This is a genomic window from Streptomyces sp. NPDC049970, assembly GCF_040660235.1.
Taxonomy (GTDB): Bacteria; Actinomycetota; Actinomycetes; order Streptomycetales; family Streptomycetaceae; genus Streptomyces.
Genome location: NZ_JBFALP010000009.1, coordinates 71,978 through 93,124, shown reverse-complemented (window position 1 = coordinate 93,124; position 21,147 = coordinate 71,978). Strand labels below are relative to the sequence as shown.

General features: G+C 70.9%; 18 protein-coding genes. 9 read left to right on the top strand and 9 right to left on the bottom strand.

Annotation, left to right across the window (positions count from 1 at the left end):
• Positions 1–2: 2 nt before the first annotated feature.
• Genes AB0I83_RS18255 through gmd form a run of 5 tightly spaced genes read right to left on the bottom strand, consistent with a single transcriptional unit; the run spans position 3 to position 5,344 of the window.
• Positions 3–830: a glycosyltransferase family 2 protein gene (locus AB0I83_RS18255; RefSeq protein ID WP_363305278.1), complete on the bottom strand. Its 828-nt coding sequence runs from the start codon at positions 828–830 to the stop codon at positions 3–5.
• Positions 827–1,525 carry a hypothetical protein gene (locus AB0I83_RS18250; RefSeq protein ID WP_363305277.1) on the bottom strand — a complete coding sequence of 233 codons (699 nt, stop codon included), beginning with the start codon at positions 1,523–1,525 and terminating at the stop codon, positions 827–829. The genes AB0I83_RS18255 and AB0I83_RS18250 overlap by 4 nt, the downstream gene beginning before the upstream one ends.
• A complete protein-coding gene (locus AB0I83_RS18245; protein WP_363305276.1) occupies positions 1,522–3,777 on the bottom strand; it encodes a LamG domain-containing protein in 2,256 nt (751 codons plus the stop codon). Before AB0I83_RS18245 ends, AB0I83_RS18250 begins: the two co-directional genes overlap by 4 nt.
• Positions 3,774–4,334, bottom strand: a complete 561-nt coding sequence (locus AB0I83_RS18240) for a hypothetical protein (protein WP_363305275.1) — start codon at positions 4,332–4,334, stop codon at positions 3,774–3,776. The genes AB0I83_RS18245 and AB0I83_RS18240 overlap by 4 nt, the downstream gene beginning before the upstream one ends.
• A complete protein-coding gene (gene gmd / locus AB0I83_RS18235; RefSeq protein WP_363305274.1) occupies positions 4,331–5,344 on the bottom strand; it encodes a GDP-mannose 4,6-dehydratase in 1,014 nt (337 codons plus the stop codon). Before gmd ends, AB0I83_RS18240 begins: the two co-directional genes overlap by 4 nt.
• Before the next feature lie 114 nt (positions 5,345–5,458).
• On the opposite strand from gmd, the gene AB0I83_RS18230 reads away from it, so the two are divergent.
• Entirely contained in the window at positions 5,459–6,442 is a 984-nt protein-coding gene (locus AB0I83_RS18230) for a GDP-L-fucose synthase (protein ID WP_363305273.1), read from the top strand.
• Between the two features lie 72 nt (positions 6,443–6,514).
• On the opposite strand, the gene AB0I83_RS18225 is transcribed toward AB0I83_RS18230, so the two are convergent.
• Entirely contained in the window at positions 6,515–8,065 is a 1,551-nt protein-coding gene (locus tag AB0I83_RS18225; protein WP_363305272.1) for an exopolysaccharide biosynthesis polyprenyl glycosylphosphotransferase, read from the bottom strand.
• Between the two features lie 248 nt (positions 8,066–8,313).
• On the opposite strand from AB0I83_RS18225, the gene AB0I83_RS18220 reads away from it, so the two are divergent.
• On the top strand, positions 8,314–8,691 hold the full coding sequence (locus AB0I83_RS18220; protein WP_356530780.1) for an ankyrin repeat domain-containing protein: 378 nt from the start codon (positions 8,314–8,316) through the stop codon (positions 8,689–8,691).
• A 144-nt stretch (positions 8,692–8,835) separates the two neighbouring features.
• Here AB0I83_RS18220 and AB0I83_RS18215 read toward each other — a convergent pair whose 3' ends face one another.
• On the bottom strand, positions 8,836–10,287 hold the full coding sequence (locus AB0I83_RS18215) for a catalase (RefSeq protein WP_356530781.1): 1,452 nt from the start codon (positions 10,285–10,287) through the stop codon (positions 8,836–8,838).
• A 46-nt stretch (positions 10,288–10,333) separates the two neighbouring features.
• The gene (locus tag AB0I83_RS18210) at positions 10,334–10,780 is read right to left on the bottom strand and encodes a Fur family transcriptional regulator (protein WP_363305271.1); all 447 of its coding nucleotides are present in this window, start codon (positions 10,778–10,780) and stop codon (positions 10,334–10,336) included.
• Between the two features lie 144 nt (positions 10,781–10,924).
• Here AB0I83_RS18210 and AB0I83_RS18205 point away from each other — a divergent pair, with 144 nt between their 5' ends.
• Entirely contained in the window at positions 10,925–11,464 is a 540-nt protein-coding gene (locus AB0I83_RS18205) for a methylated-DNA--[protein]-cysteine S-methyltransferase (RefSeq protein WP_356530784.1), read from the top strand.
• A 170-nt stretch (positions 11,465–11,634) separates the two neighbouring features.
• Here the strand turns inward: AB0I83_RS18205 and AB0I83_RS18200 are convergent, their stop codons facing one another.
• Entirely contained in the window at positions 11,635–12,462 is an 828-nt protein-coding gene (locus tag AB0I83_RS18200) for an endo alpha-1,4 polygalactosaminidase (protein ID WP_356530785.1), read from the bottom strand.
• A gap of 410 nt (positions 12,463–12,872) precedes the next feature.
• Here AB0I83_RS18200 and AB0I83_RS18195 point away from each other — a divergent pair, with 410 nt between their 5' ends.
• From AB0I83_RS18195 to AB0I83_RS18170, 6 genes are all read left to right on the top strand, one after another.
• Entirely contained in the window at positions 12,873–13,376 is a 504-nt protein-coding gene (locus tag AB0I83_RS18195) for a hypothetical protein (protein WP_356842433.1), read from the top strand.
• Positions 13,376–14,767 carry a hypothetical protein gene (locus tag AB0I83_RS18190; protein WP_363305270.1) on the top strand — a complete coding sequence of 464 codons (1,392 nt, stop codon included), beginning with the start codon at positions 13,376–13,378 and terminating at the stop codon, positions 14,765–14,767. The genes AB0I83_RS18195 and AB0I83_RS18190 overlap by 1 nt, the downstream gene beginning before the upstream one ends.
• Positions 14,764–16,203: a VWA domain-containing protein gene (locus AB0I83_RS18185; RefSeq protein ID WP_363305269.1), complete on the top strand. Its 1,440-nt coding sequence runs from the start codon at positions 14,764–14,766 to the stop codon at positions 16,201–16,203. Before AB0I83_RS18190 ends, AB0I83_RS18185 begins: the two co-directional genes overlap by 4 nt.
• A 96-nt stretch (positions 16,204–16,299) precedes the next feature.
• The gene (locus AB0I83_RS18180) at positions 16,300–17,412 is read left to right on the top strand and encodes an AAA family ATPase (RefSeq protein ID WP_363305268.1); all 1,113 of its coding nucleotides are present in this window, start codon (positions 16,300–16,302) and stop codon (positions 17,410–17,412) included.
• A gap of 41 nt (positions 17,413–17,453) precedes the next feature.
• Positions 17,454–20,261 carry a hypothetical protein gene (locus AB0I83_RS18175; RefSeq protein WP_363305411.1) on the top strand — a complete coding sequence of 936 codons (2,808 nt, stop codon included), beginning with the start codon at positions 17,454–17,456 and terminating at the stop codon, positions 20,259–20,261.
• 578 nt (positions 20,262–20,839) lie between these two features.
• The gene (locus tag AB0I83_RS18170) at positions 20,840–21,058 is read left to right on the top strand and encodes an MbtH family protein (protein WP_363305267.1); all 219 of its coding nucleotides are present in this window, start codon (positions 20,840–20,842) and stop codon (positions 21,056–21,058) included.
• Positions 21,059–21,147: the final 89 nt, after the last annotated feature.

Here is a 21,147-nt window from a genome sequence, read left to right as displayed (position 1 = left end):
GGTCAACCCGTCTTTCCCTCACGTGACTTGAGTGCGATCTGCCAGCGGTAGAAGCTCATCGCGAGCGCGAAGTCCAGGCCCGCCCGCCCGTCCAGGAAGCCCCGCCGGTAGACGTACATGTAGGCGAAGGACACCAGTGGCTTGAAGGGCGCCTTGTGGAAGAGCTGTCCCTGACGGGACTTCACCTTCCGCACCTGCTCCTTCACCCCGGGGTTGTGCTCCAGCCACGCCTCCCAGTCGGAGTACCGGTTGTGCCGCTCGAACCACGCGGTGACCGGGTCGAGGTCCTGATGCTCGATGGGGTTGCTCAGGGCCTCGGCCGTCGCCGCGACCGGCTGGTAGTGCCCCTCGACCTCGCCGATCCCGGGCGCGGCGAGGTCTCCGACCTCCGGGTAGTAGCAGCGGGTCCGGTCGGTCAGGGACCGCTTGCGGATGGTGTATCCGTGCCGCAGACGCTTGCCGGAGAACCAGTAACCCAGCGGTATGTCGTACGCCGCCGGCTTCGGGCCCGCCGGGTCGGCGAAGATCCGTCGCAGCTCCGCGAGCAGGCCCGGGCTGAGCCGCTCGTCGCCGTCGAGCAGCAGGATCCAGTCGATGTCTGTGCGGACGTTCTCCAGGCACCACTGCTTCTTGCGCGGGTGGCCGCCGTCCCAGGTGTACGTGACCACCTCGGCGCCGCACTCCTCGGCGATCTTCGCCGTGTCGTCCGTGCTGTGGGAGTCCACCACGACGACCGCCTCGAAGTGACCGAGGACCGACTTCACCGCCTCGGCGATGTTCAGGCCCTCGTTCTTCGTGGGGATCGCCACGGCTATGGGCAGCTTGCTCATCCGTTGTCTCCTTCGGGCAGCCAGGCGTAGCAGCCTGTGGAGGTGAAGGCGCGGGCCGACTTCGGGACGGTGATGTCCACCTGCCTGCCGGTGCCGGAGGAACCCGACCCCAGCGCCCTGCCGTCCGCCCCCGTCAGCTGCCAGGCGCAGGCCTTGGTGGGGGAGGCGGCGCGGTAGCGGCCCGGCCGCAGTGCCGCGCCCTTGTGCGTACCGTCGGCGTAGCCCGTCGCGGCGTCGTCGACGAGGTCCTGGTGCTGCGGACAGAGGTGCGCCACGGCCGGTCCGGCGTCGGTGATCTCGCCGGAGACGATCGCGCCGACGGCGATGTCCCGGTCGGCCCTGTCCAGGTAGCGGAGCCTGTCGCAGGTCTCCTGTCCGGTCTGGAGCACCGCGGCGGGGTCCATGCCCTTGGGTACGCGGCCGGTCAGGTACTCCTTCTGTTCCTTGGTGACGGACCCCGTCGCCGGGGTGATGCCACCGGCGGGCGCCTTCGGCGTACCCGCCGGCTCCTCGGGCGGGTCGTCCGTCCCGTCGGCCGTCGGACCCGCCACGGAGGGCGCGGGGACCGCCGCGGGCTGCGTGCTGCCCGCGGCGGTCCCCCTGCCCGCGTCCGTGGATCCGCCCGACGAACCGCAGGCGGCCAGCACCGCCGTCGCGAGTGCGACTGCGGTGCCGGCCAGGAGCGGGTGTCTCATTCAGCCGTCCTCAGGGCGTAGTGCGCGCTGACCTGCGATGCGCTCAGCGCGGTCGGGTACACGGCGGTCTCGTCGATCTGCCCGGCGAAGAAGTTGCTGGTCGGGCGGTTCGGCCAGCTGGCCAGGTTGTCCCCGCCGACCCTCCAGTAGCCGGGGTAGTTCTCGCTGCCCGTGTAGAGGAAGTTGGACGTGCGCAGCTGCCCGTCCACGTACAGCGCCATACCGCCGGTGCCCTGGGTGGCGACGACGTGGTGCCAGTTGCCGTCGTTGTAGGCCCCCGCCGTCGTGATGGTGCGGTAGCCGCCGCTGTAGACGCCGAAGACGAGGCGCCCGTTGTTGGCCATGTAGACCTGCTTGTCGTAACGGGTGCTGTTCTGCATGGTCAGATTGCCGAATCCGATGACCTTGCCGCCACGTGTGGTGGTGGTCTTGATCCAGGTCTCCAGGGAGAAGCGGGTGGGCGAGGCGTGCAGCTTGTTGCTGTACGCGTACTCGCCCGCGCCGTCGAAACCGATGGCCGTCGAACTGCCCGCGATCGCGGCCGGCGTCTGCTGGTACGAGGGTCCGTTGCGCAGGAAGCCGTTGTTCTGCCCGCCGGTGGTGTCCGCCGCGAAGGTGGAGGCCCCCTCGTCGTAGCGCCAGTAGAGCGAGGCGCCGTCGGAGAGCACCCGCGCCGGATACGGCTGTGTCGACGCGGCCACGGTCGCCGACTGGGCCGGGGACTTGGCGCTGGTGTTGGTGCCGTCGCTCGCCGTGATCCGGTACGAGTGCGTCTCGCCCACCGCGACGTCGGTGTCGGTCCACTTCAGCTGCGGGCGGTTCCAGAAGACGGAGTAGCCCGTGACCGTGTGCACGGGTGTGCTCGCCCCGTCCTTGTAGACGCGGTAGGTCAGCTCGCCGTCGTCGGTGTCGAAGCTGGTCTGCCAGTTGACGTCGATCCGCCCCGGGGCGACCGTGGAGAGGCTGACGTTGGGCACCCAGGGCGCTCCGGTGTCCGGGCCGTCGGCGAACCGGGTGAGCCCCTGTTGGCCGGCGCCGTTGACGGTGGTGAACTCCCCGCCGACCCAGAGGTAGTGCCGGCCGCCCTTGTCGGTCTGGGTCATGACCCGGGGCCCGACGGGCTCGCCGATGCCGTCGTTGGTGTCCGGGAACCAGGGGAGGAGCGCCGGATCGTCGACGGACTGGGCCAGCAGGTGCTTGCGCGGCTGGTCGGGGAACTCGCCCATACTCGCGCAGTCGTGTGCGTGGCTTCCGCTGTACAGCACCCCGGAATGGACCAGGACCGCCTGGGTCGCGCCCAGGCAGGTGTCCCGCCAGCGTTGCTGGTAGTCGTCGAGGTCGATGGCGATCCGGCCGTCGAACACACCGCCGCCGGTCCCCTCGTTGGCGGTGTACAGGCCGGTCGCGTCCGTCGTGAGGTCCTGGACGGTGGACGTGTTGGGGATGAAGCCCGGGTAGCTCTTGGTGAGAGCACCCGTGGTGGCGTCCACGACGGCCAGGGCGTGCGAGGTCGTGCCGTTGACGGTGAAGAAGTCACCGCCGATCGCCACGTGCTGTCCGTCCGGTGTCACCTGGACGGCCCGTGCCACGTCGTCCGCGTTGGCGGTCCACGGCAGCAGGGCGGCACCGGTCGTGACGGCCGCGAACTTGTTCCGGGTCTGACCGCCCACGCTGTTGAAGTCACCGCCCAGGTAGACGGTGTCGGCGGTCACGTCCAGGGCCCGCACCGTCGCGGAGACGGAGATCTTGAAGTTCTGGCGCGGTGTGCAGGTGGCGGTGTCGACGGCCGCGATGTTGCTGACGCCCACCCCGTTCACCGAGCCGAACTGGCCGCCCGCGTAGAGCGTTCCGCCGTCGGGTGAGAGCGCGAGCGCCCGCACGGTGGCCGTCCCCGAGGAGAGGGTGAACGACAGGTTGCAGCCCGTCGGCGCCCCGGTGGCGGCGTCGAACGCGGCGAAGTTGACCGCGGGCTGCTCCGAGGTGCCCGCCGCCGCGTCCGGCGGCCGGACGGTCGAGAAGGTGCCGCCGGCGTACACGACGCCGTCCGTCGCGGCCATCGACCAGACGATGCCGTTGGTCTGCCAGGTGGTGAGGTCGTCCGCGGTGACGGACACCGGCGGTGTCAGGGCCGCCGCCGGCGAGGCGCCAGCGGCGGTCACGGTCAGCGCGCCCGCGAACAGGCAGAGCGCGGCGGAGGCGGCCCGTACACGGCCGCGTCCCCCGGGTCTCCGCCCCGTACTTCCGTTCATCATTCATCTCCGAAGGTGAGAACGAGCTGCGGCCGAAGGGCCGCGGTTGCCTCGCTCGGCCAGAAGCGGATACTGCCGGTCCCGCCGCTGGTCGGGGCGAGTGAGGAGACGGAGCCGAGGGCCCCGTCCGGTGCCGTCGCGGCCAGGTCCACCGAGTGGTCGGTGGAGACCCGGGTCGCGCCGGTCATGGTCCCCGGCACGGACGTGGAGAGCGTCGGCCGGGTGCTGTGGGTGACCGCCGATTCGGTCCAGGTGCCGTCGACCGGCACGGTGCTGTGGCTCTCGGCCGGCCCCGCCGTCGGGTCCGGCGGGGTGCGGCGGGCGAACCGCGCGCTCCTGGGCACCTGGCGAGCCGGCGGCAGGGTGGAGCACGGACGCCCCGGACGGGCGGTGGTGCCATGTCGGGCGGACCGGCTGTCGTGGTGGTCCGCGTACGCCGCGGCGGCGACCGGGTCGGCGCACGCGTCCTCGGCCGGGGCGGCCGTGACGGTCGCGAGGACCGGGGCGGACACGCCGTCCCCCGCGTGTCCGGCACGTCCGGTGCGTCTGTGACCTCTCATCGGTCCACCCGGACCGACGACCCCGTGAGCTGGTCGCTGAGCAGCCGTATGTCGGCGTCCACCATGATCCGCGCCAGCTCCCGCGACTTCACCTCCGGCTTCCAGCCGAGGAGCTCCTCCGCCTTCGACGCGTCCCCGATCAGTGCGTCGACCTCGCTGGGACGCTCGTACTTCGGGTCGTAGCGGACGTGCTCCGCCCAGTCGAGGCCCGCGTGCTCGAACGCGTACTCCAGGAACTGCCGGACACTGACCCCCTCGCCGGTGGCCACCACGAAGTCGTCGGGAGTGTCGCACTGGAGCATCCGCCACATCGCCTCGACGTACTCGGGGGCGTACCCCCAGTCGCGTACGGCGTCCAGGTTGCCCAGATGCAGCCGGTCCTGCAGGCCCGCCTTGATCCGGGCCACCCCCCGGGTGATCTTGCGGGTCACGAAGGTCTCACCCCGGCGCGGGGACTCGTGGTTGAACAGGATGCCGTTCGTGGCGAACATCCCGTACGCCTCGCGGTAGTTGACCGTCGCCCAGTACGCGTAGACCTTGGCCGTGCTGTACGGGCTGCGCGGGTGGAACGGCGTCTTCTCGTTCTGCGGGGGCGGGCTCGCGCCGAACATCTCGGAGGACGAGGCCTGGTACACCCGGGTCTCGATCCCGCTGGCGCGGACGGCCTCCAGCAGCCGCACGGTACCGAGTCCGGTGACGTCACCGGTGTACAGCGGCGCGTCGAAGGACACCCGCACATGGGACTGCGCACCGAGGTTGTACACCTCGTCGGGCCGTATGTCGCGCAGCAGGTTCACCAGGGCCACACCGTCGGAGAGATCGGCGTGATGGAGCACGAAGGAACGGTTCGCCTCCTCGGGGCCCTGGTAGATGTGGTCGATCCGCTCCGTGTTGAAGCTCGACGAACGCCGGATCAGCCCGTGGACGGTGTAGCCCTTCTCGAGCAGCAGCTCCGAAAGGTACGAACCGTCCTGTCCGGTCACGCCGGTGATGAGCGCGGTCTTGGCCATGACTCCCCCTCCTGTGGTCGCCCTTGGGGCGGTTTGTGTCACCGAAATATCGTGATCTGAGTGGAATGGGGCAAAGAGTCACCCGCGTGCCGTGCTGCTGGCACAATCCGAGCCATGACGACTGAGAACCCCGGCCAGGCCCAGGAATCCGCCCGCCCCCTGCTGCGCCCCGGAGCCCGTATATTCGTCGCCGGCCACCGAGGCCTCGTCGGATCGGCGCTGGTCCGCCGCCTCACCGCCGACGGCCACGAGGTGGTCACCCGAGGCCGGGACGAACTCGACCTGCGCGAGGCCGGGCCGACCGAGGCGTTCCTGAGGGAGACCCGCCCGGACGCCGTCGTGCTGGCCGCCGCCAAGGTGGGCGGGATCATGGCCAACAGCACGCGTCCGGTGCAGTTCCTGGAGGACAACCTCCGCATCCAGCTCGCCGTGATCGCCGGCGCGCACGCGGCCGGCGTCGAGCGGCTGCTCTTCCTCGGCTCCTCCTGCATCTACCCCAAGCACGCCCCGCAGCCGATCCGTGAGGACGCGCTGCTCACCGGCCCGCTGGAGCCGACCAACGAGGCCTACGCGCTGGCCAAGATCGCCGGAATCGTGCAGGTCCAGTCCTACCGCCGGCAGTACGGCGCCTCGTACATCAGCGCCATGCCCACCAACCTCTACGGCCCCGGCGACAACTTCGACCTGGAGACCTCGCACGTCCTGCCCGCCCTGATCCGCCGCTTCCACGAGGCGAAGCGGGACGGGGCCGGGGACGTCACGCTGTGGGGATCGGGAAGCCCCCGGCGCGAGTTCCTCCACGTCGACGACCTCGCCACCGCCTGTGTGCGGCTGCTGGAGGTCTACGACGGGGCCGAGCCGGTCAACGTCGGCTGCGGACAGGACCTGACGATCCGTGAACTGGCTGAGACCGTCGCAGATGTGACGGGCTATCACGGGCGCATCGTGTGGGACACCTCCAAGCCCGACGGCACCCCGCGCAAGCTCCTCGACGTGTCCCGCCTCTCCTCCCTCGGCTTCGAGCCGCAGATCCCCCTGCGCGACGGCATCGCCCGCACCTACGCCTGGTGGCTCGGCGACGACGCCCCTCGCGGCTGACACCCAGGCCCGGCGGCCGCCCGGCGTCCCGTACTCGCACACGTGCTTCCTCCAGCGTCCCCCCACCGTGTCTCAGTACGCTCCGCGGCCGTCGGTCACGGCGCGCACCGTGCGGGCGAGCAGCCCCATGTCACCGGCCACCGACCAGTTGTCGACGTACCAGAGGTCCAGCGACACGGTCTCCTGCCAGGACAGGTCCGAACGCCCGCTGACCTGCCACAGCCCGGTCAGGCCCGGCCTGACCGCCAGCCGCCGCAGCTCGCGCTCGTCGTAGCGCGAGACCTCCTCGGGCAGGGGTGGACGCGGTCCTACCAGGGACATGTCACCCCGTAGCACGTTGAGGAGCTGCGGGAGCTCGTCCACGGACGTCCGGCGCAGCGCGTGGCCGATCCGGGTCACCCGGGGGTCGCGCCGCATCTTGAACATCGGCCCCTCGCTCTCGTTGGCTGCCGAGAGCTGCTCCCTGCGTGACTCCGCGTCCGCCACCATCGTGCGGAACTTCCACATGGTGAACGGCCTGTTGTGCCGGCCGTGCCGGGTCTGGCGGTGGAAGACGGGGCCGGGCGAGGAGAACCGCACCGCCAGCGCGACGCCGAAGAACAGCGGCGCCAGCGCCAGCAGTCCGAGCGCGGCACCAGCCCGGTCCACCACGGTCTTGAGCGCCGCCTGAGGGCCGCGCCTCAACGGCGGCGCGACGTGCAGCAGTGTCAGTCCGGCGGCGGACGCGGGCCGCACCCGGGCCGCCGAGATCCCTGACAGGTCCGAGAGCACGCAGAGAGCGAGTCCGCTGTCGTGCATCCCCCAGGCCAGTCGGCGCAGCCGGTCGTCGTCGAGCTGCGGGCCGGGCGCGACGAGCACCAGGTCCGCGTCGTGGGCGAAGGCGCCGCCCAGCACCGTGGAGACGTCGTCGTCGGCCGGTTCGGGCGCCAGGCGCCCCGGCACGGGAGTCCCGCAGCCCGGCACCGCCGGACCCACCGGAACCACGGCGACGGCCCTGTACGGGTGTTCCGTACGGGAGTTGAGCAGGCTCACCGCCCGGTCCAGGCCCGCCGCCTCGCCGACCACCAGGACCCGGCGCAGGTCGCGGCGCGTCCCGGCCGAGCGCCATCGGTCCGCCACCGCGAGGAGGACGGCCACCACCAGGCCGGGCACCAGGGCCGCGACCGCGGTGGCCGGGTCGAGCCCACCGCCCGTCACGGCCACCAGCAGGGCCAGCGCCCCGACGAGCGCCAGCCAGTCACCGAAGGCGGCGTAGACCGTCCCGGCCGGTTCGCCCGGAAGCCGCTGTGCGTACCGGCCGCGCGCCGCGCGTACACCGGTCCACACGAGGGCGGCCGAAGCCGCGGAGGCCAGCGGCACCGGTTGGTCGCCGGCCCGCAGTACCAGCCAGGCGGGAAGCAGCGTGCCCAGCAGATCGGTCAGTACGAGGAACGGCACACGCGGATCGGGCAGCTTCCTCGCCCGCGGTCGCTCCGCGTGATCGCGCTGTACGGTCGTCGGTGCTCTCCACACACGCTCCGGAGCCACCATGCGGTTCCGGGAACCGGTGCTGCGCGGTCGTGGTGCCCCCGCGAGCCCGACAGGCCCGGTTATATCCGATTCAGGTATTTCGACATGCCCCATGAACCCCCCAGCCACAGTTGCATCCCCACAAACGGGGCGCATCCGCCGATCCCATGGACTGACGGATGCGCCCTCGCTCGGTGCACGATATCCACACACGTGCCATTTCGCTGGAGTTCTCGTGAAGTTCAGACACGGCGGGCGTTGTGATCCTTGTCCCGTTTCGCGACCGGGTCCGCCCGGTGGCCGGGAGCCCGCCCGGGAGGGCGCACGGATGGCCCTGACGGCGGCGTACCTAGAATGGCAGCATGGAACCGCTCTCCGAGGAACAGATCGACCAGCTCATCGTGATCCTGGCGGACCTGGCGAGGCAAGGGCGCACGGAAGCACTCCTGGAGTTCTTCGACCACGGGCTGCCGGTCGACGTCCGGGACCGCGAGGGCAACACGGCGCTCATGCTCGCCGCCTACCACGGGCGGACGGAGACGGTCCGGGCGCTGATCGGGCGTGGTGCCGACGTCGACCTGCGCAACGCCCGCGACCAGTCCCCGCTGGCGGGAGCCCTGTTCAAGGGTGAGGACGCGATCGTGGCGGCGCTGGTCGCGGCGGGGGCCGACCTCGACGCGGGAACGCCCAGCGCGCGGGCCACGGCCGAGATGTTCGGCCGGACGGCGCTGCTCGGCTAGGGCCTCTCGCCGGGATCGTGCCGGACACCGCGACCCCGGCGCGATCCGAACGAAAGCCCCCCGCACCGGAGTCGGGCGTACGGCCGCGCAAGGGGCCCCGGGCGAAAGCTCGTTGCCCGGGGCCCCTGCGCGACAGCGTTGCTGTCAGGCCTGCTTGGCCGCCTGCAGGGCCTCGATGGCCTTGCGGACACCCTCGCCGTAGGCGGCGTCCGCCTGCGTGCAGTGGTGGATGTGACGCTCAACGGTGGCCTGCGAGGCTCCGTCGATCGCCCGTGCGGTGTTGCCGAACAGGGCGTCCTGCTCGTCCGGAGTCATCTGCCGGAACAGGTTGCCCGGCTGCTCGAAGTAGTTGTCGTCGTCCTCGCGGTAGTCGAAACGGTCGGCGGCGGCACCGTCCAGAGCCAGACCGGGCTCGGCGAACTGCGGCTGCTCGGCGAAGCGCCCGTAGCTGTTCGGGGTGTAGCCGGGCACGGCGCCCTGGTTGCCGTCCACGCGCAGCTGGCCGTCGCGGTGGTAGGTGTTGACGTTCGTCGCGCCGCGGGGCTGGTTGACCGGGATCTGGTGGTGGTTGACACCGACGCGGTAGCGGGCGGCGTCACCGTACGAGAACAGCCGGCCCTGCAGCATGCGGTCGGGCGAAGCGCCCACGCCGGGCACGAGGTTGGCCGGGGTGAAGGCGGCCTGCTCCACGTCGGCGAAGTAGTTCTCCGGGTTGCGGTCGAGCTCCAGCTCGCCGACCTCGATGAGCGGGTAGTCCTTCTTGGACCAGACCTTGGTGAGGTCGAACGGGTGGTAGCGGTAGGTCGCGGCGTCCGCCTCGGGCATCACCTGGATGGAGAAGGTCCACTTCGGGTTGTCGCCGCGCTCGATGGCGTCGAAGAGGTCCGCCTGCGAGGACTCGCGGTCCTCGGCGACGACCGCGGCGGCCTCCGCGTCGGTCAGGTTCTTGATCCCCTGCTGGGTGCGGAAGTGGAACTTCACCCAGAAGCGCTCGTTGCTCTCGTTGATGAACGAGTACGTGTGCGAGCCGAAGCCGTGCATGTGGCGGTAGCCGTCGGGGATGCCGCGGTCCGACATCACGATGGTGATCTGGTGCAGGGCCTCGGGGAGGTTGGTCCAGAAGTCCCAGTTGTTCTCCGCCGAGCGCAGGTTGGTGCGCGGGTCGCGCTTCACGGCGCGGTTGAGGTCGGGGAAGTGGTGGGGGTCACGGTGGAAGAAGACCGGCGTGTTGTTGCCGACCACGTCCCAGTTGCCCTCCTCCGTGTAGAAGCGGAGCGCGAAGCCGCGGATGTCGCGCTCCGCGTCCGCCGCGCCGCGCTCACCGGCGACGGTGGAGAACCGGGCGAACAGCTCGGTCTGCTTGCCGACCTCGGAGAAGAGCGCTGCCCGGGAGTAGCGGGTGATGTCCTGCGTCACCGTGAAGGTGCCGAAGGCGCCGGAACCCTTGGCGTGCATACGGCGCTCCGGGATGACCTCACGGCTGAAGTGGGCCAGCTTCTCCAGGAACCACACGTCCTGGAGCAGCATCGGGCCACGCGGCCCGGCGGTGACGGCGTTCTCGTTGTTCGCGACCGGTGCGCCGGCGGCGGTGGTCATCGGCTTCGTGTTGTCAGAAATTTTTCTGCTCCTCAGTGTGAGAACCTCAGGTCACCGACTCCGGAGCCCGCTGACCGCGCTCGGGCCGGCACACCGGGCACAGGCCCCAGTACGTGACCTCCACGTGATCGATGGCGAACCCGTGGTTCCGGGGCGTGTCCAGGCGCGGAGAGCTCCGGGGCGCATCGACGTCGGCGATCGTGCCGCACGAGCGGCAGACCACGTGCTGATGGTCGTCCCAGGTCTGTCCCTCGTACCGTGCCGGAGAGTTCGGCAGATCGATCCGCCGCGCCAGTCCGGCGTCGACGAGTGTCCTGAGCACGTCGTAGACGGCTTGGGTGGAGACCGCGCCGATGCGCTCGCGCACCAGCGCGAGGAGGGTGCTGACATCGGCGTGCGGGGCCTCGTGGACCGCCGAGAGCACGGCGACCCGGGGGCGGGTCACTCGCAACGACGCTCCGCGCAGGAGGGTCCTGGCCTCGGTTTCGATCACCCACGCAGTGAACCATTTTTCTGGAACGATTCCAATCAATGTCCGGTAAGCTCTATGTCTCCAGGCCGCGGGCCCCGCGGCGAGCGAGGCCTGATGTCGGATTTCCGCCAGCCCCACGTCGTGCGATGCCGCACCCTTGGGGATGTGACCGACGAATTCCGGAGTACCCCGAAGCCGACTCTCCACACCACGGTCGACAGCCCGCTCGGCGAGCTGTTGCTGGTGGGGGAGGCGTCGGCCGCCGCGCCGGGCGGCACCGCCCTCGCCTCGCTCTCCGTCCCCGGCCAGAAGGGCGGCGCCACGGTCCAGGACGGCTGGACGGAGGACCCGGCCGCCTTCGCCGTGATCGCCGCGGAACTGTGTGCGTACTTCGAGGGCCGCAGCACCGGCTTCGGCATCGAGTTCGCGGTGGGCCGCGGCACGGACTTCCAGCGACGCGTCTGGGCGGCCCTGGAGGCCGTCCCGTACGGCACCACGCTCAGCTACGGCGAGATCGCCGCGCGGATCGGCGCCCCACGGGCCGCGGTGCGCTCGGTCGGCACCGCGATCGGTGCGAACCCGCTGCTGGTCGTACGCCCCTGTCACCGCGTGATCGGCGCGAACGGTGCCCTGACCGGATACTCGGGCGGCCTCGAACGCAAGCGGCGGCTCCTCGACCTGGAGCTGCGCCACCTGCCGGTGTGACGGCACGAGGGTGCCGATCCGACGCCGCGCGAGCCGAACCGGAAGGTGTTCGCGGAGCCCGGTCGGCGGGGTTCCGGCAGGTGCTGTGACCGGGCGCGTCACGGGCTTCCCCGTATCGGATCGGGGCCGCCGGCTTCGCGCCGCGGTCACGGAGCCACAGCTTTCGGAGGTCAGCAGGTCTCGCGGACGTAGCCGCTGCTGCCCTCCGGGGAGACGTCCAGATCGCGCCGGACGATGCTCAGCGTGTCCGAGAATTCCGCGCAGGCCGTCGACAGCCCTTCGGCGGTGTACTCGATGACGATGACGTTGTCGCCGAACTCGGCCGTGTAGTCGCCGCACTCCTCCCACTCGCCGCATTCCTCGGCGATCGCGAAGTCCAGACCGTTCGCCACGCGGTTGCCGGCCAGCTCGACGGTGTTCTTCTGCCCGATGGCCAGTCCGCCTGCGTGCGCGCGCTCGGCGAGCAGCTTGATGAAGGCCTGGGCGTCGGCGGCGTCGAGGAGATTCTTCGAGCGGGTGTAGCTGTCGTAGTTGTCCGGCTCGACGGCCTGGAATCCCTTGTCACCGCAGCTGTCGATCCACGTGCCGACCTTGTCGGCGATGCGCTCGCGCTTGTCGGCGGTGCGGGTGTCGAGGAGGGCCTCGCGCCAGTCGGCGTCGTAGACGACGTTCCCACCGGCGTCGCGCAGCAGCAGGTCGTCGTCCCACTCGTCCTCGGCGCCTCGCTGTGCCTGGAAGGCGTTGACGTAACAGATGTTGTACAGGCCGGCCGCGGGGGAGGCCTCGTGGTCGCGGCTGACCACGTTCACACCGGTGGGCGGGGTGTAGACGCCGCCGATCTGGTAGTCGAAGCCCGCGTGGGCGGGGGGCGGGACCGCTGCCGCCGCCTCGGCCTCGGCGCTGCCCGGGACGAACGCGGCCGTGGCGGCCAGGACGGCTGCCGCGCCTATGCCGACGAGCATCGGCTTCTTCTGTGTACGTGCGTGTGTGCGGCTCATGGCTCGTGCTCCGTCGCGATGGTGGGCACGGCCCCGCCTCGGACACGCGTGGCAGTCCTGGCGACTCGGGCCGGACTCCTGGCGCGAAGCCAGCTACCGGCTGGGCGTACCTCTGCCGACGATCATAGGAGTTCGGCGCTGAGCGGGAGCAAAACCACAGGTCCAGCCCCTGCCGAGATCCCAACAGCGGACCTGTGCCGAGACAGGCCACCGACCAGGAGTGCCCGAGCTCCTGGCGCCGGACGGAGGAAGGCCCTCCGCGGCCGGGCGGCGGGCTTCGGCCGCCCCGGCTTCGCCCCGGAGGCTCTCGCGGCTGTGACCACGCCGTTGTCAGTGCGCGGGGATAGGTTCAGTCGTGTTCCGCCGATCCGGCGAGGACAACCCCTCAGTAGTGCATTGGAGATGGCGCGTTGTCGGATTGGGAGAGGTCGAGCACGGCGCGGGTGATACCGCCCGCGAGGCCGCGCAAGCTCGCCAAGGTTCCGTTCGTCGAGCTGGCCGACGGACGTCTGCAGGGCGTGGTGTCCAGCGGCTCGGACATCGGGCGGGTCTACGTGTCCTCGGTCGCCACCGGGACCTACGCCTTCGCCTGCAGCACCAACAACAACCGCCCCTGCGGCGGTGCCCGCGGATCGTTCTGCAACCACATCGGCGCCCTGATCAACGAGGCCGTCCTGCAGTACGGCGCCGCACGTGTAGTCCGGTACCTCAAGGCCGAGGTCCCCGAGGGGGATGTGGACGGGGTCGTGCTCGCCTCGGCCATGCGGAGCACCCGGCCGCCGATGGACGAGGCTAAGGCGGCCGCGTCCGTCTTCAGCCGCTTCCTCCGGCACCTCGCCTACCTGGAACACGCCCCGGCCACCGCACCGTTGCCCGAGATGCACTTCTTCCCGCCCACCAGGGCGGTGGCGTGATGCGTGCGGACCTGTTCGCCGAACCCGTCGAGGGACTGGACGAGGCACTTGCCGCCGTCGACGCCTTCGACCACGCGCTCGTCGCCGGTCTGATCCGGCCGCAGCCGGCCGAGACGGCCGGTGCCACACTGCTCGCCCACGCCGTGGCGGGGACGCCACTGGCCGGACGGGTCGCCGAGGCCGCCGGTAAGGCCGCGGCCGGAGCGGCCGGCGAGGACCACTTCGTGGCCCTGGCCGCCGCCCGCACCGCGCTGCTCGGCTCGGTCCACGACGCCCTGCTGACCCGCGTCGAGGAGGCGGCCGGCCGGTCCCGCGCCGATGCGGCCGCCTCCGAAGCGGGCACCCCGCCGCCGGCCAATCTGCTGACGGCCGCCCGTGCCTGGCTGTCCGACCTGGCGCGCTGCGGATGGCAGGGCATCGACCACGAGGTGGTCTCCGGTGCCGCGGAGGTCGTCTCCGCGATGCTCCCTGACCCCGCCCTGCGCCGCCTCGCGACCCTCCTCGACGGCTTCGCCGCCGAACTCGCCGCCTCCTGCCCCGGCGCGTCCCTGGAGCGCTTCCCGGTACGCCGCTGGGCCGACCTCTGGTCACGCGGGATGCTGCTGACGGTGCCCGGAGCCGCCGCCGCGCCCGCCGTCGGCACCGCCGACGGCCGCCTCCTGCCCCTCGGCGTCGACGTACAGGAGCACGCGACCGCCGCGCAGGCCCAGGTGCACGCCGTGTTCGAGCCCGCGGACGGCTCCGCGCCCCGGCTCGTGCGGGCCGGCGTCTCGGTGCCCAAGCCCGACACCGTCGTCGGGGCGGGCATCTGGCAGTTGCTGCGCCCGCACATGTCGCTCCTGGCCGCCGCCGGCGAAGGGCGCTCCATGGACCTCACCGGCATGCCGGTCACCGCCGAGGGCGACCTGATCTGGAGCGACGAGCACGCCCGCACGGGCGAGCCCGCCGAGGCGTTCGCCACCGCCCGGGTGTCACTGCCGACCGCGACCGCTCCGGTGACGGCACCCCTGGACCGGCATCCGGCGCGCATCGCCGTACCCGTCTTCCTGGAGGGCTACACCGTACGGACCGATGAGGGCGGGGCGGTGACGTTCACCGTCGCCGGTCTCGAACTGCCGGTCCACACCGACCGGGTGCCGGTGGCCGGACCGCTCACCCCGGAGGCCGTCGGCAGGTCGAGCGCGTGCATCGGGCTGATCCGCTGGGACGCGGGGGAGTTCGGTGTCCAGCCGCTCGCGGTCGAGACCACCGTGCGCAAGAAGGTGACCGCGCTGCACGCGGGGGCGTGGGCCGGAGGGACGGCGGACAAGGCCGGCGCCAAGGCGGAGAAGGCAGCCACCGACGCCGCGAAGGTGCTGACCGAGCGAGCGGGAAGGCTGCTGCGCAAATGACCGGACAGCAGAGCCCCGAGGTGACCGCGGAGAACGCGGAGACCGCGAACGACAACCGGCGCCAGGTGATGTACTGGCGCCTCCTCGCCCGGCTCTTCGACCATGAGGAGCAGGCCTCCCTGGAGTCGGCGAGTCTCGCCGTCGTCGAGGACATCGGGCTGCCTGCCGCCCTGCTGGACCCGCAGGCCTCCGTCGACAGCGTCGTGCAGCGCCACCCGGAGCTCGCGGCCGAGTTGGACGGCCTGATGCTCCCGGAGCCGGCACCGGAGGGCGACCTCGCGGAGGACGGCGACGGCGCCCGCGACCGGGCCGCCGAGGTGCGGCGCGCGGCACTCGTGTCGAAGGTGCTGCTCAACGTCTTCCACTCCGCCCCGGGCACCGTCACGGCGGGGCAGCTGTCGCGGTGGCAGTCCGACGCGGGCTGGCTGGAGCGGGCACTCGGCTGCGAGCCGGGGGCGCTGCGGGGCGGGCGCTCCGGCGGGGCGGGTGTCAGCCCGACCGGCACCGGAGGAGGCGGCAGGACACCCGACCTGAGTCGGCTCGTCCCGGAGATCGGGCCGGAGCTCGGCAGCATCGAGGCCGGCCTCGTCAAGCGGATGCGACTGCGCGAGGTGCTCGCCGACCCCCGGCTGGCCGGGCAGCTGACGCCGAGCATGTCGCTGATCGAGCAACTGCTGCGCGACAAGGACAACCTCTCGGGGGTGGCGCTGGCCAATGCCAAGAGCCTGATCCGGCGCTTCGTCGACGAGGTCGCCGAGGTGTTGCGCACACAGGTGGAGAAGTCCACGGTCGGCGCCCTGGACCGGTCGGTCCCGCCCAAGCGGGTGTTCCGCAATCTGGATCTCGACCGCACGATCTGGAAGAACCTCACCAACTGGAGCCCGGAGGAGGAGCGGCTCTACGTCGACCGCCTCTTCTACCGCCACACCGCGCGGAAGACGACACCCCAGCGGCTCATCGTGGTCGTCGACCAGTCCGGCTCGATGGTGGACTCGATGGTCAACTGCACCATCCTGGCCTCGATCTTCGCCGGCCTCCCCAAGGTGGACGTACATCTCATCGCGTACGACACCCAGGCGCTCGATCTCACCCCCTGGGTGCACGATCCGTTCGAGACCCTGCTGCGCACCAACCTCGGGGGCGGCACCGACGGCACCGTCGCCATGGCACTGGCCCAGCCGAAGATCGCCGAGCCGCGCAACACCGTCGTGGTCTGGATATCGGACTTCTACGAATGGCAGACGGAGCCGCTGTTCGAGAGCATGGCCGCCATACACCGCTCCGGGGCCAAGTTCATCCCGGTCGGATCGGTGACCAGCTCGGGCCGCGCGAGTGTCAACCCGTGGTTCCGGGAGCGCTTCAAGGACCAGGGGACGCCGGTGCTGTCCGGCCACATCCGCAAGCTCGTCCACGAGCTGAAGACCTTCCTCACCTAGGGCCTCACCAGGGCACGTCGTCACACAGGGCACGCGGGTCGCACGGCGCCGCCCGAGCCCACAGCACCGCACCCACCCACGTTGAAAGGCACATCCATGTCCGACCTGTTGCGCGCCCCCGCCGAGATCAAGTACGCCGAGGAGCTCGACTGGCTGGAGTCGGTCGACGACGGCCCCAAGCCGTTCTCCTGGCGCCTGTCGCCCAAGATGGTCCGTCTGTTCATCCTCGGGTCCGAGCGTTCGGACGGTCTCGACCGCGACATCCCCCAGAAGTGGTACGGCGACCGCAGCTTCGTCGAGCGGTCCATCGTCACACTCGCCTCCGACCGAGGGCTGCTCCTGATCGGGGACCCGGGCACGGGCAAGAGCTGGCTGGCGGAGCTGCTGTCCGCCGCCATATCCCGCAACTCCACCCTCGTGGTGCAGGGCACGGCCGGCACCACCGAGGACCACATCAAGTACTCCTGGAACGTCTCGATGGTCATCTCCAAGGGCCAGTCGCGGGAGTCGATGATCCCCTCACCGATCATGACCGCGATGGAGACCGGTGCGATCGGCCGCTTCGAGGAGCTCACCCGCTCCACCAGCGACGTCCAGGACGCCCTGATCTCGATCCTGTCCGAGAAGTACATCTCGGTCCCGGAGATGGACAGCGACAACATCGTCTTCGCCAAGCCGGGCTTCTCCGTCATCGCCACCGCCAACAGCCGTGACCGCGGGGTCAACGACCTGTCCTCCGCGCTCAAGCGCCGCTTCAACTTCGTCCGCATCCCGGTGGTGACGAACAGGAAGAGCGAGGCGGAGATCGTCCGCTTCCGCACCGAGGAGCTGCTGCGCCGCCACGAGATCGACCTGGACGTGCCGCCGACGCTGCTCGACGTACTCCTGCAGAGCTTCGCCGACCTGCGTGCCTCCTCCGCCGCCGCGGGGAGTGACGACGAGAAGCTGGAGTCCGCGTTGTCGAGCGCCGAGCAGATCGGCGTGCTCGAGGACGCGATCCTGCACAGCAACTTCTTCGGCGAGCGCGCGCTGACCGCCCGTACCCTCGCCTCCTCGCTCGTCGGGTCGCTGGCGCGGCGCGAACCCGAGGACCTGGCCATCCTCAACAAGTACCTGCACGGCGTCGTCGAGCCGCGCAGCAAGCAGGAGGGCGGCTCCTGGCCGGAGTTCCTCGAGGGCGGCCGCGACGCGATCGCCACCCTGTCGTGAGCCCCGTGAGCCCCGTGAGCCCCGTGAGCCCCGTGAGCCCCGTGAGCCCCGGCACTCCGTCCGATGGCGGGGCCGCCTTCGAGGCACTGCGTGGCCGGCTCCAGGACGCGGCGACGGCGTTCGCCGACGGCCCCGACGCGTTGCAGGGCATCCTCCTCGGCATCGTCGACGACGTCGACCGTGCCGTCCACGAGCCGCTGGAGATCTTCCCCGTCTGCCACCACTCGCCCGCCTCGGCGGTCGCGATGGCGCGCAGGCTGCGGGAGAAGCAGCCGAAGGTGGTGTATCTGGAACTCTGCGAGGACATGGCACCGCTCCTGTCCGAGCTGCGCAACTGCCGGCTCCCCGTCGCGGTCCAGGCCTTCGCGAGCGAGGTCAAGGGCTTCCCGGATCAGTGGGCTCCGCTCTCGGTCGTCGCGCCCATCACCGAGGCGTCCGCCGAGTACCAGGCCATCTCCTACGCGTTGGACACTCCCGGCGTCGAACTGGTCCTGGTGGACCGGTCCTCCGACCATGTCTTCCAGTGGCAGGCCGGCGACAAGGAGCCCGCCGGACCGGCCGGCCGGCCGGCGGAGGAGGAGGCCGCGCTGCACGGCGACGCCCTCGGGGTGGAGATCGGTGACCTGCGGCCACGCTTCGCCGAACTGGAGGAGCACCTCCTGCACCACGGCCGGGTGCGGCACTGGTCGGAGTGGTGGCACCAGTACGTCGAGCTGCCGCTCGGCGACAGCGACCACGACACCTACCGGCAGGTGATGCTCCTCATCGGCAGCCTCTTCCGGCGGCTGGCCCCCGGCGACCCGGACCGCGTCCGCGTCGACGAGGACCGCGAGCGCTACATGTGGACCCGGATGCGCGAGCACCTCGCCGCGACCGGCACCGACCCCGAGGACTGCCTCTACGTCTGCGGCGCGTTCCACGCCTCCAGCCGGGTCGAGGAGTTCGGCGTCCACGGCAGCGACACGTTCGAGATCGAGCCACCGAGCGAGAGCACTTGGCAGTACGGGCTGATCCCTTCGAGTCACGCGGCGATCGAGGCGCAGTTCGGCCTGGCGGCGGGTTCCGTGTCGATCGCGGCCACCCAGTGGGCGAAGAACCTGAAGCGCACCCGGGTCCAGCCGTTCCGGCTCACCGGCCAGACGGGCGCCAGGAAGGCGGCGAAACCGAGGAAGGCGGTGGCGCCCGCCGCGCCGGTGGCACCGGTGGAGCCCTCCGACAGGCTGTCCGGCTTCCTCGGCAGCCCGCCCGCCCTCGACCGGCTGGACGAGGCCGAACTGCTCGGCTGGTCCGTGGAGATCGTGCGTTCCGCCCGTCGCAACGGCTATCTCGCGTCCACCGCGGACGCCATCGCGGTGTTCGAGACGTCGATCCTGCTGGCCGGTATGCGGGACCGGGCGCGGCCCACCCCGTACGACTTCCAGGACGCGGCGGTCACCTGCATCGAGAAGGAGACCGTGCCCGGTCGGCGTGACGTGCGCCGGCTGGTGGAGATCCTGATGGGCGGCGACCGTGTCGGCCAGGTCGGTTACGAGGCCCTGCCGCCGCTGGCCCGCGATGTGCACGACCGGCTCGCGCCGCTGGGTATGAAGCTCCAGCAGCGCGGTGTGCAGCGGGCGTTGCTGGACATGTCGTCCCAGCCGGAGCTTCGGCAGTGCTCCGACGTGCTGTGGATGCTGCGCCGTCTGATGCCGCACGGCGCGGCACGGCCGATCATGGGCGAGCGGGAGCTGGGCAAGCGGTCGGTCCAGGAGTCCTGGGACCTCGCCCTCGGCACCCACCAGCGCGCGCTCATCGAGCTCGGCTACGAGGGCGTCAGTATCGAACAGGTCCTGGAGCAGCGTCTGCGCCGGGTCGCGTACGCACCGAACGCCACCACGGCGCAGGTCCTGGAGGCCGTCGAGGACGCGGTGCTGTACCTGGGCGGTGGCCGTCTCGCCGACGAGCTCGGAATCCGTGCCCTGGAGGTGCTGGCCACCGAGCGCAGTGTCGACGGGGCACCTGAGGTACTGCGCCGGGTGCGGCGACTGCTGGCCCACTACCGGATCAGCCGCCCGGTGCTGCCGTCCTGGATCGAGTCGTTCGCCAAGACGGGCTACGCGCACTACTGCACGCTCCTGCCGACGGCGTTCACCGACGAGGACGCGACCGTACGCCAGGTCGCGGCGATGCTCGGGTTCCTGTTCAGCATGGAGAGTCTCGCGATCTCGCTCGGCTGCGACCGTACGCAGCTGGAGCTGGCGTTCGCGCAGTCCCATCCGAAGGAGCCGTCCAGGACGGCGCTGCTGTGGGCGGCCCAGGTGCAGCTCGGGCAACTGTCCCGTACCGACCTGCGGGAGCGGTGCGACGCGCTGTTGGACAACCCGTTGGTGGTGCCCGCCTATCCGCGCTACCTGAGCGGGTTCCTGCACGCGTTGGAGCCCGTGCCGCAGCTCGCCGACTTCGTGGTGGAGGCGGTGTCGAACGCCTTCGCCCGGCTGCCGGACCCGGTCCTGCTGCCCTGGTTGCCCACGCTGATCACCACCCTGCGTTCCGAGGGCGCCGACCTGGCTCCGCTGCTGATCCGCGAGGCCGGACGCGTCTTCCCCGGCAGGCTGTCCGCGCTGGACGCGTGGGTTCCGCCCTGGCAGACGTCTCCGGAGACACGCTCCGTCCCCGAGGCGACCGAAGGTGCCACCGCCGGCCGGGCTGCCCTGCTCGTGGCCCACCCGGAGACGTGCGACAGCGTGGCGGAGCTGCTGGGCTGCGCGGGCACGTGGGAGGCGGAGGCACCGGTGCCCTCGGACGCGGTGCTCGTCGGGCGCCACCCCGAGACGGCCGCTGCGCTGGAGACCCTGCTGGCAGGGGTCTGACGGGCTGGGGAACAAGGGTCGGCGTCCCTTCGCGCGGCCGGCGGAAGGCACGCCGGTCCGCAGGCGGAGGGACGCCGGCTCCGTTCGCGACGCCTTCCCGCTCTCGGCCTTCCCACTGTCGCCCTGTCGGTCCTGTCCGCGTTCGGCTGTCCGGTTCGTCGCCGGGCAGGGGGGCGCGCACCCGGCGCATGGGAGCTCGGCACGATTTTCGCGCATAACCGAAGTACGCGGGCGCACGCTCGGCGACTTCCGAAAGTGTCTGGTGCAAATCAAGTTCTACCCACACCATAAGGACACGGGGTGGCTGGATGTTTTCGCACAGCGGCGAGTGGCATATACCCCGGGCGGATGCACTCTTCGGTCATCGATTCGGTACTTGTGAGTAACCAGGCGATTACGCGCCTTTCCTGGCTCCGGGCCTCTAATGTGATTCGGGTGAACGAGTGGCGTCGGGTTGACCCCGGATCGAACGCGGGGTCGGGGGCCCGACGGTGTGCCAGGTAAAAGACCGACATGGCGCGCCCGGTATCACTGATGAACATGTCGTGGAAAGCGTGAGAACAAGTGGGGGGACGGCCGTGACCAATCCTTTCGATGACGAGTCGGGACGGTTCGTGGCGTTGGTGAACGACGAGGGCCAGTACTCGCTGTGGCCCGCGCACATCGACGTTCCGGGCGGCTGGCGTGCCGGCGGGCCGGAGGGGTCGCGCCAGGAATGTCTCGACCTGATCGAAGGTGCCTGGACCGACATGCGGCCTGCCAGTCTGGTGCGGGCCACCGTGGGTGACGCGGGATAGGCCGACGGTCGCGCCGTCGAGCACAACTCCCCAGGCCGAGGGTGTGTCGGACTCCGACCTGATCGATTTCGCTCCCGTTTGAGCGAAAT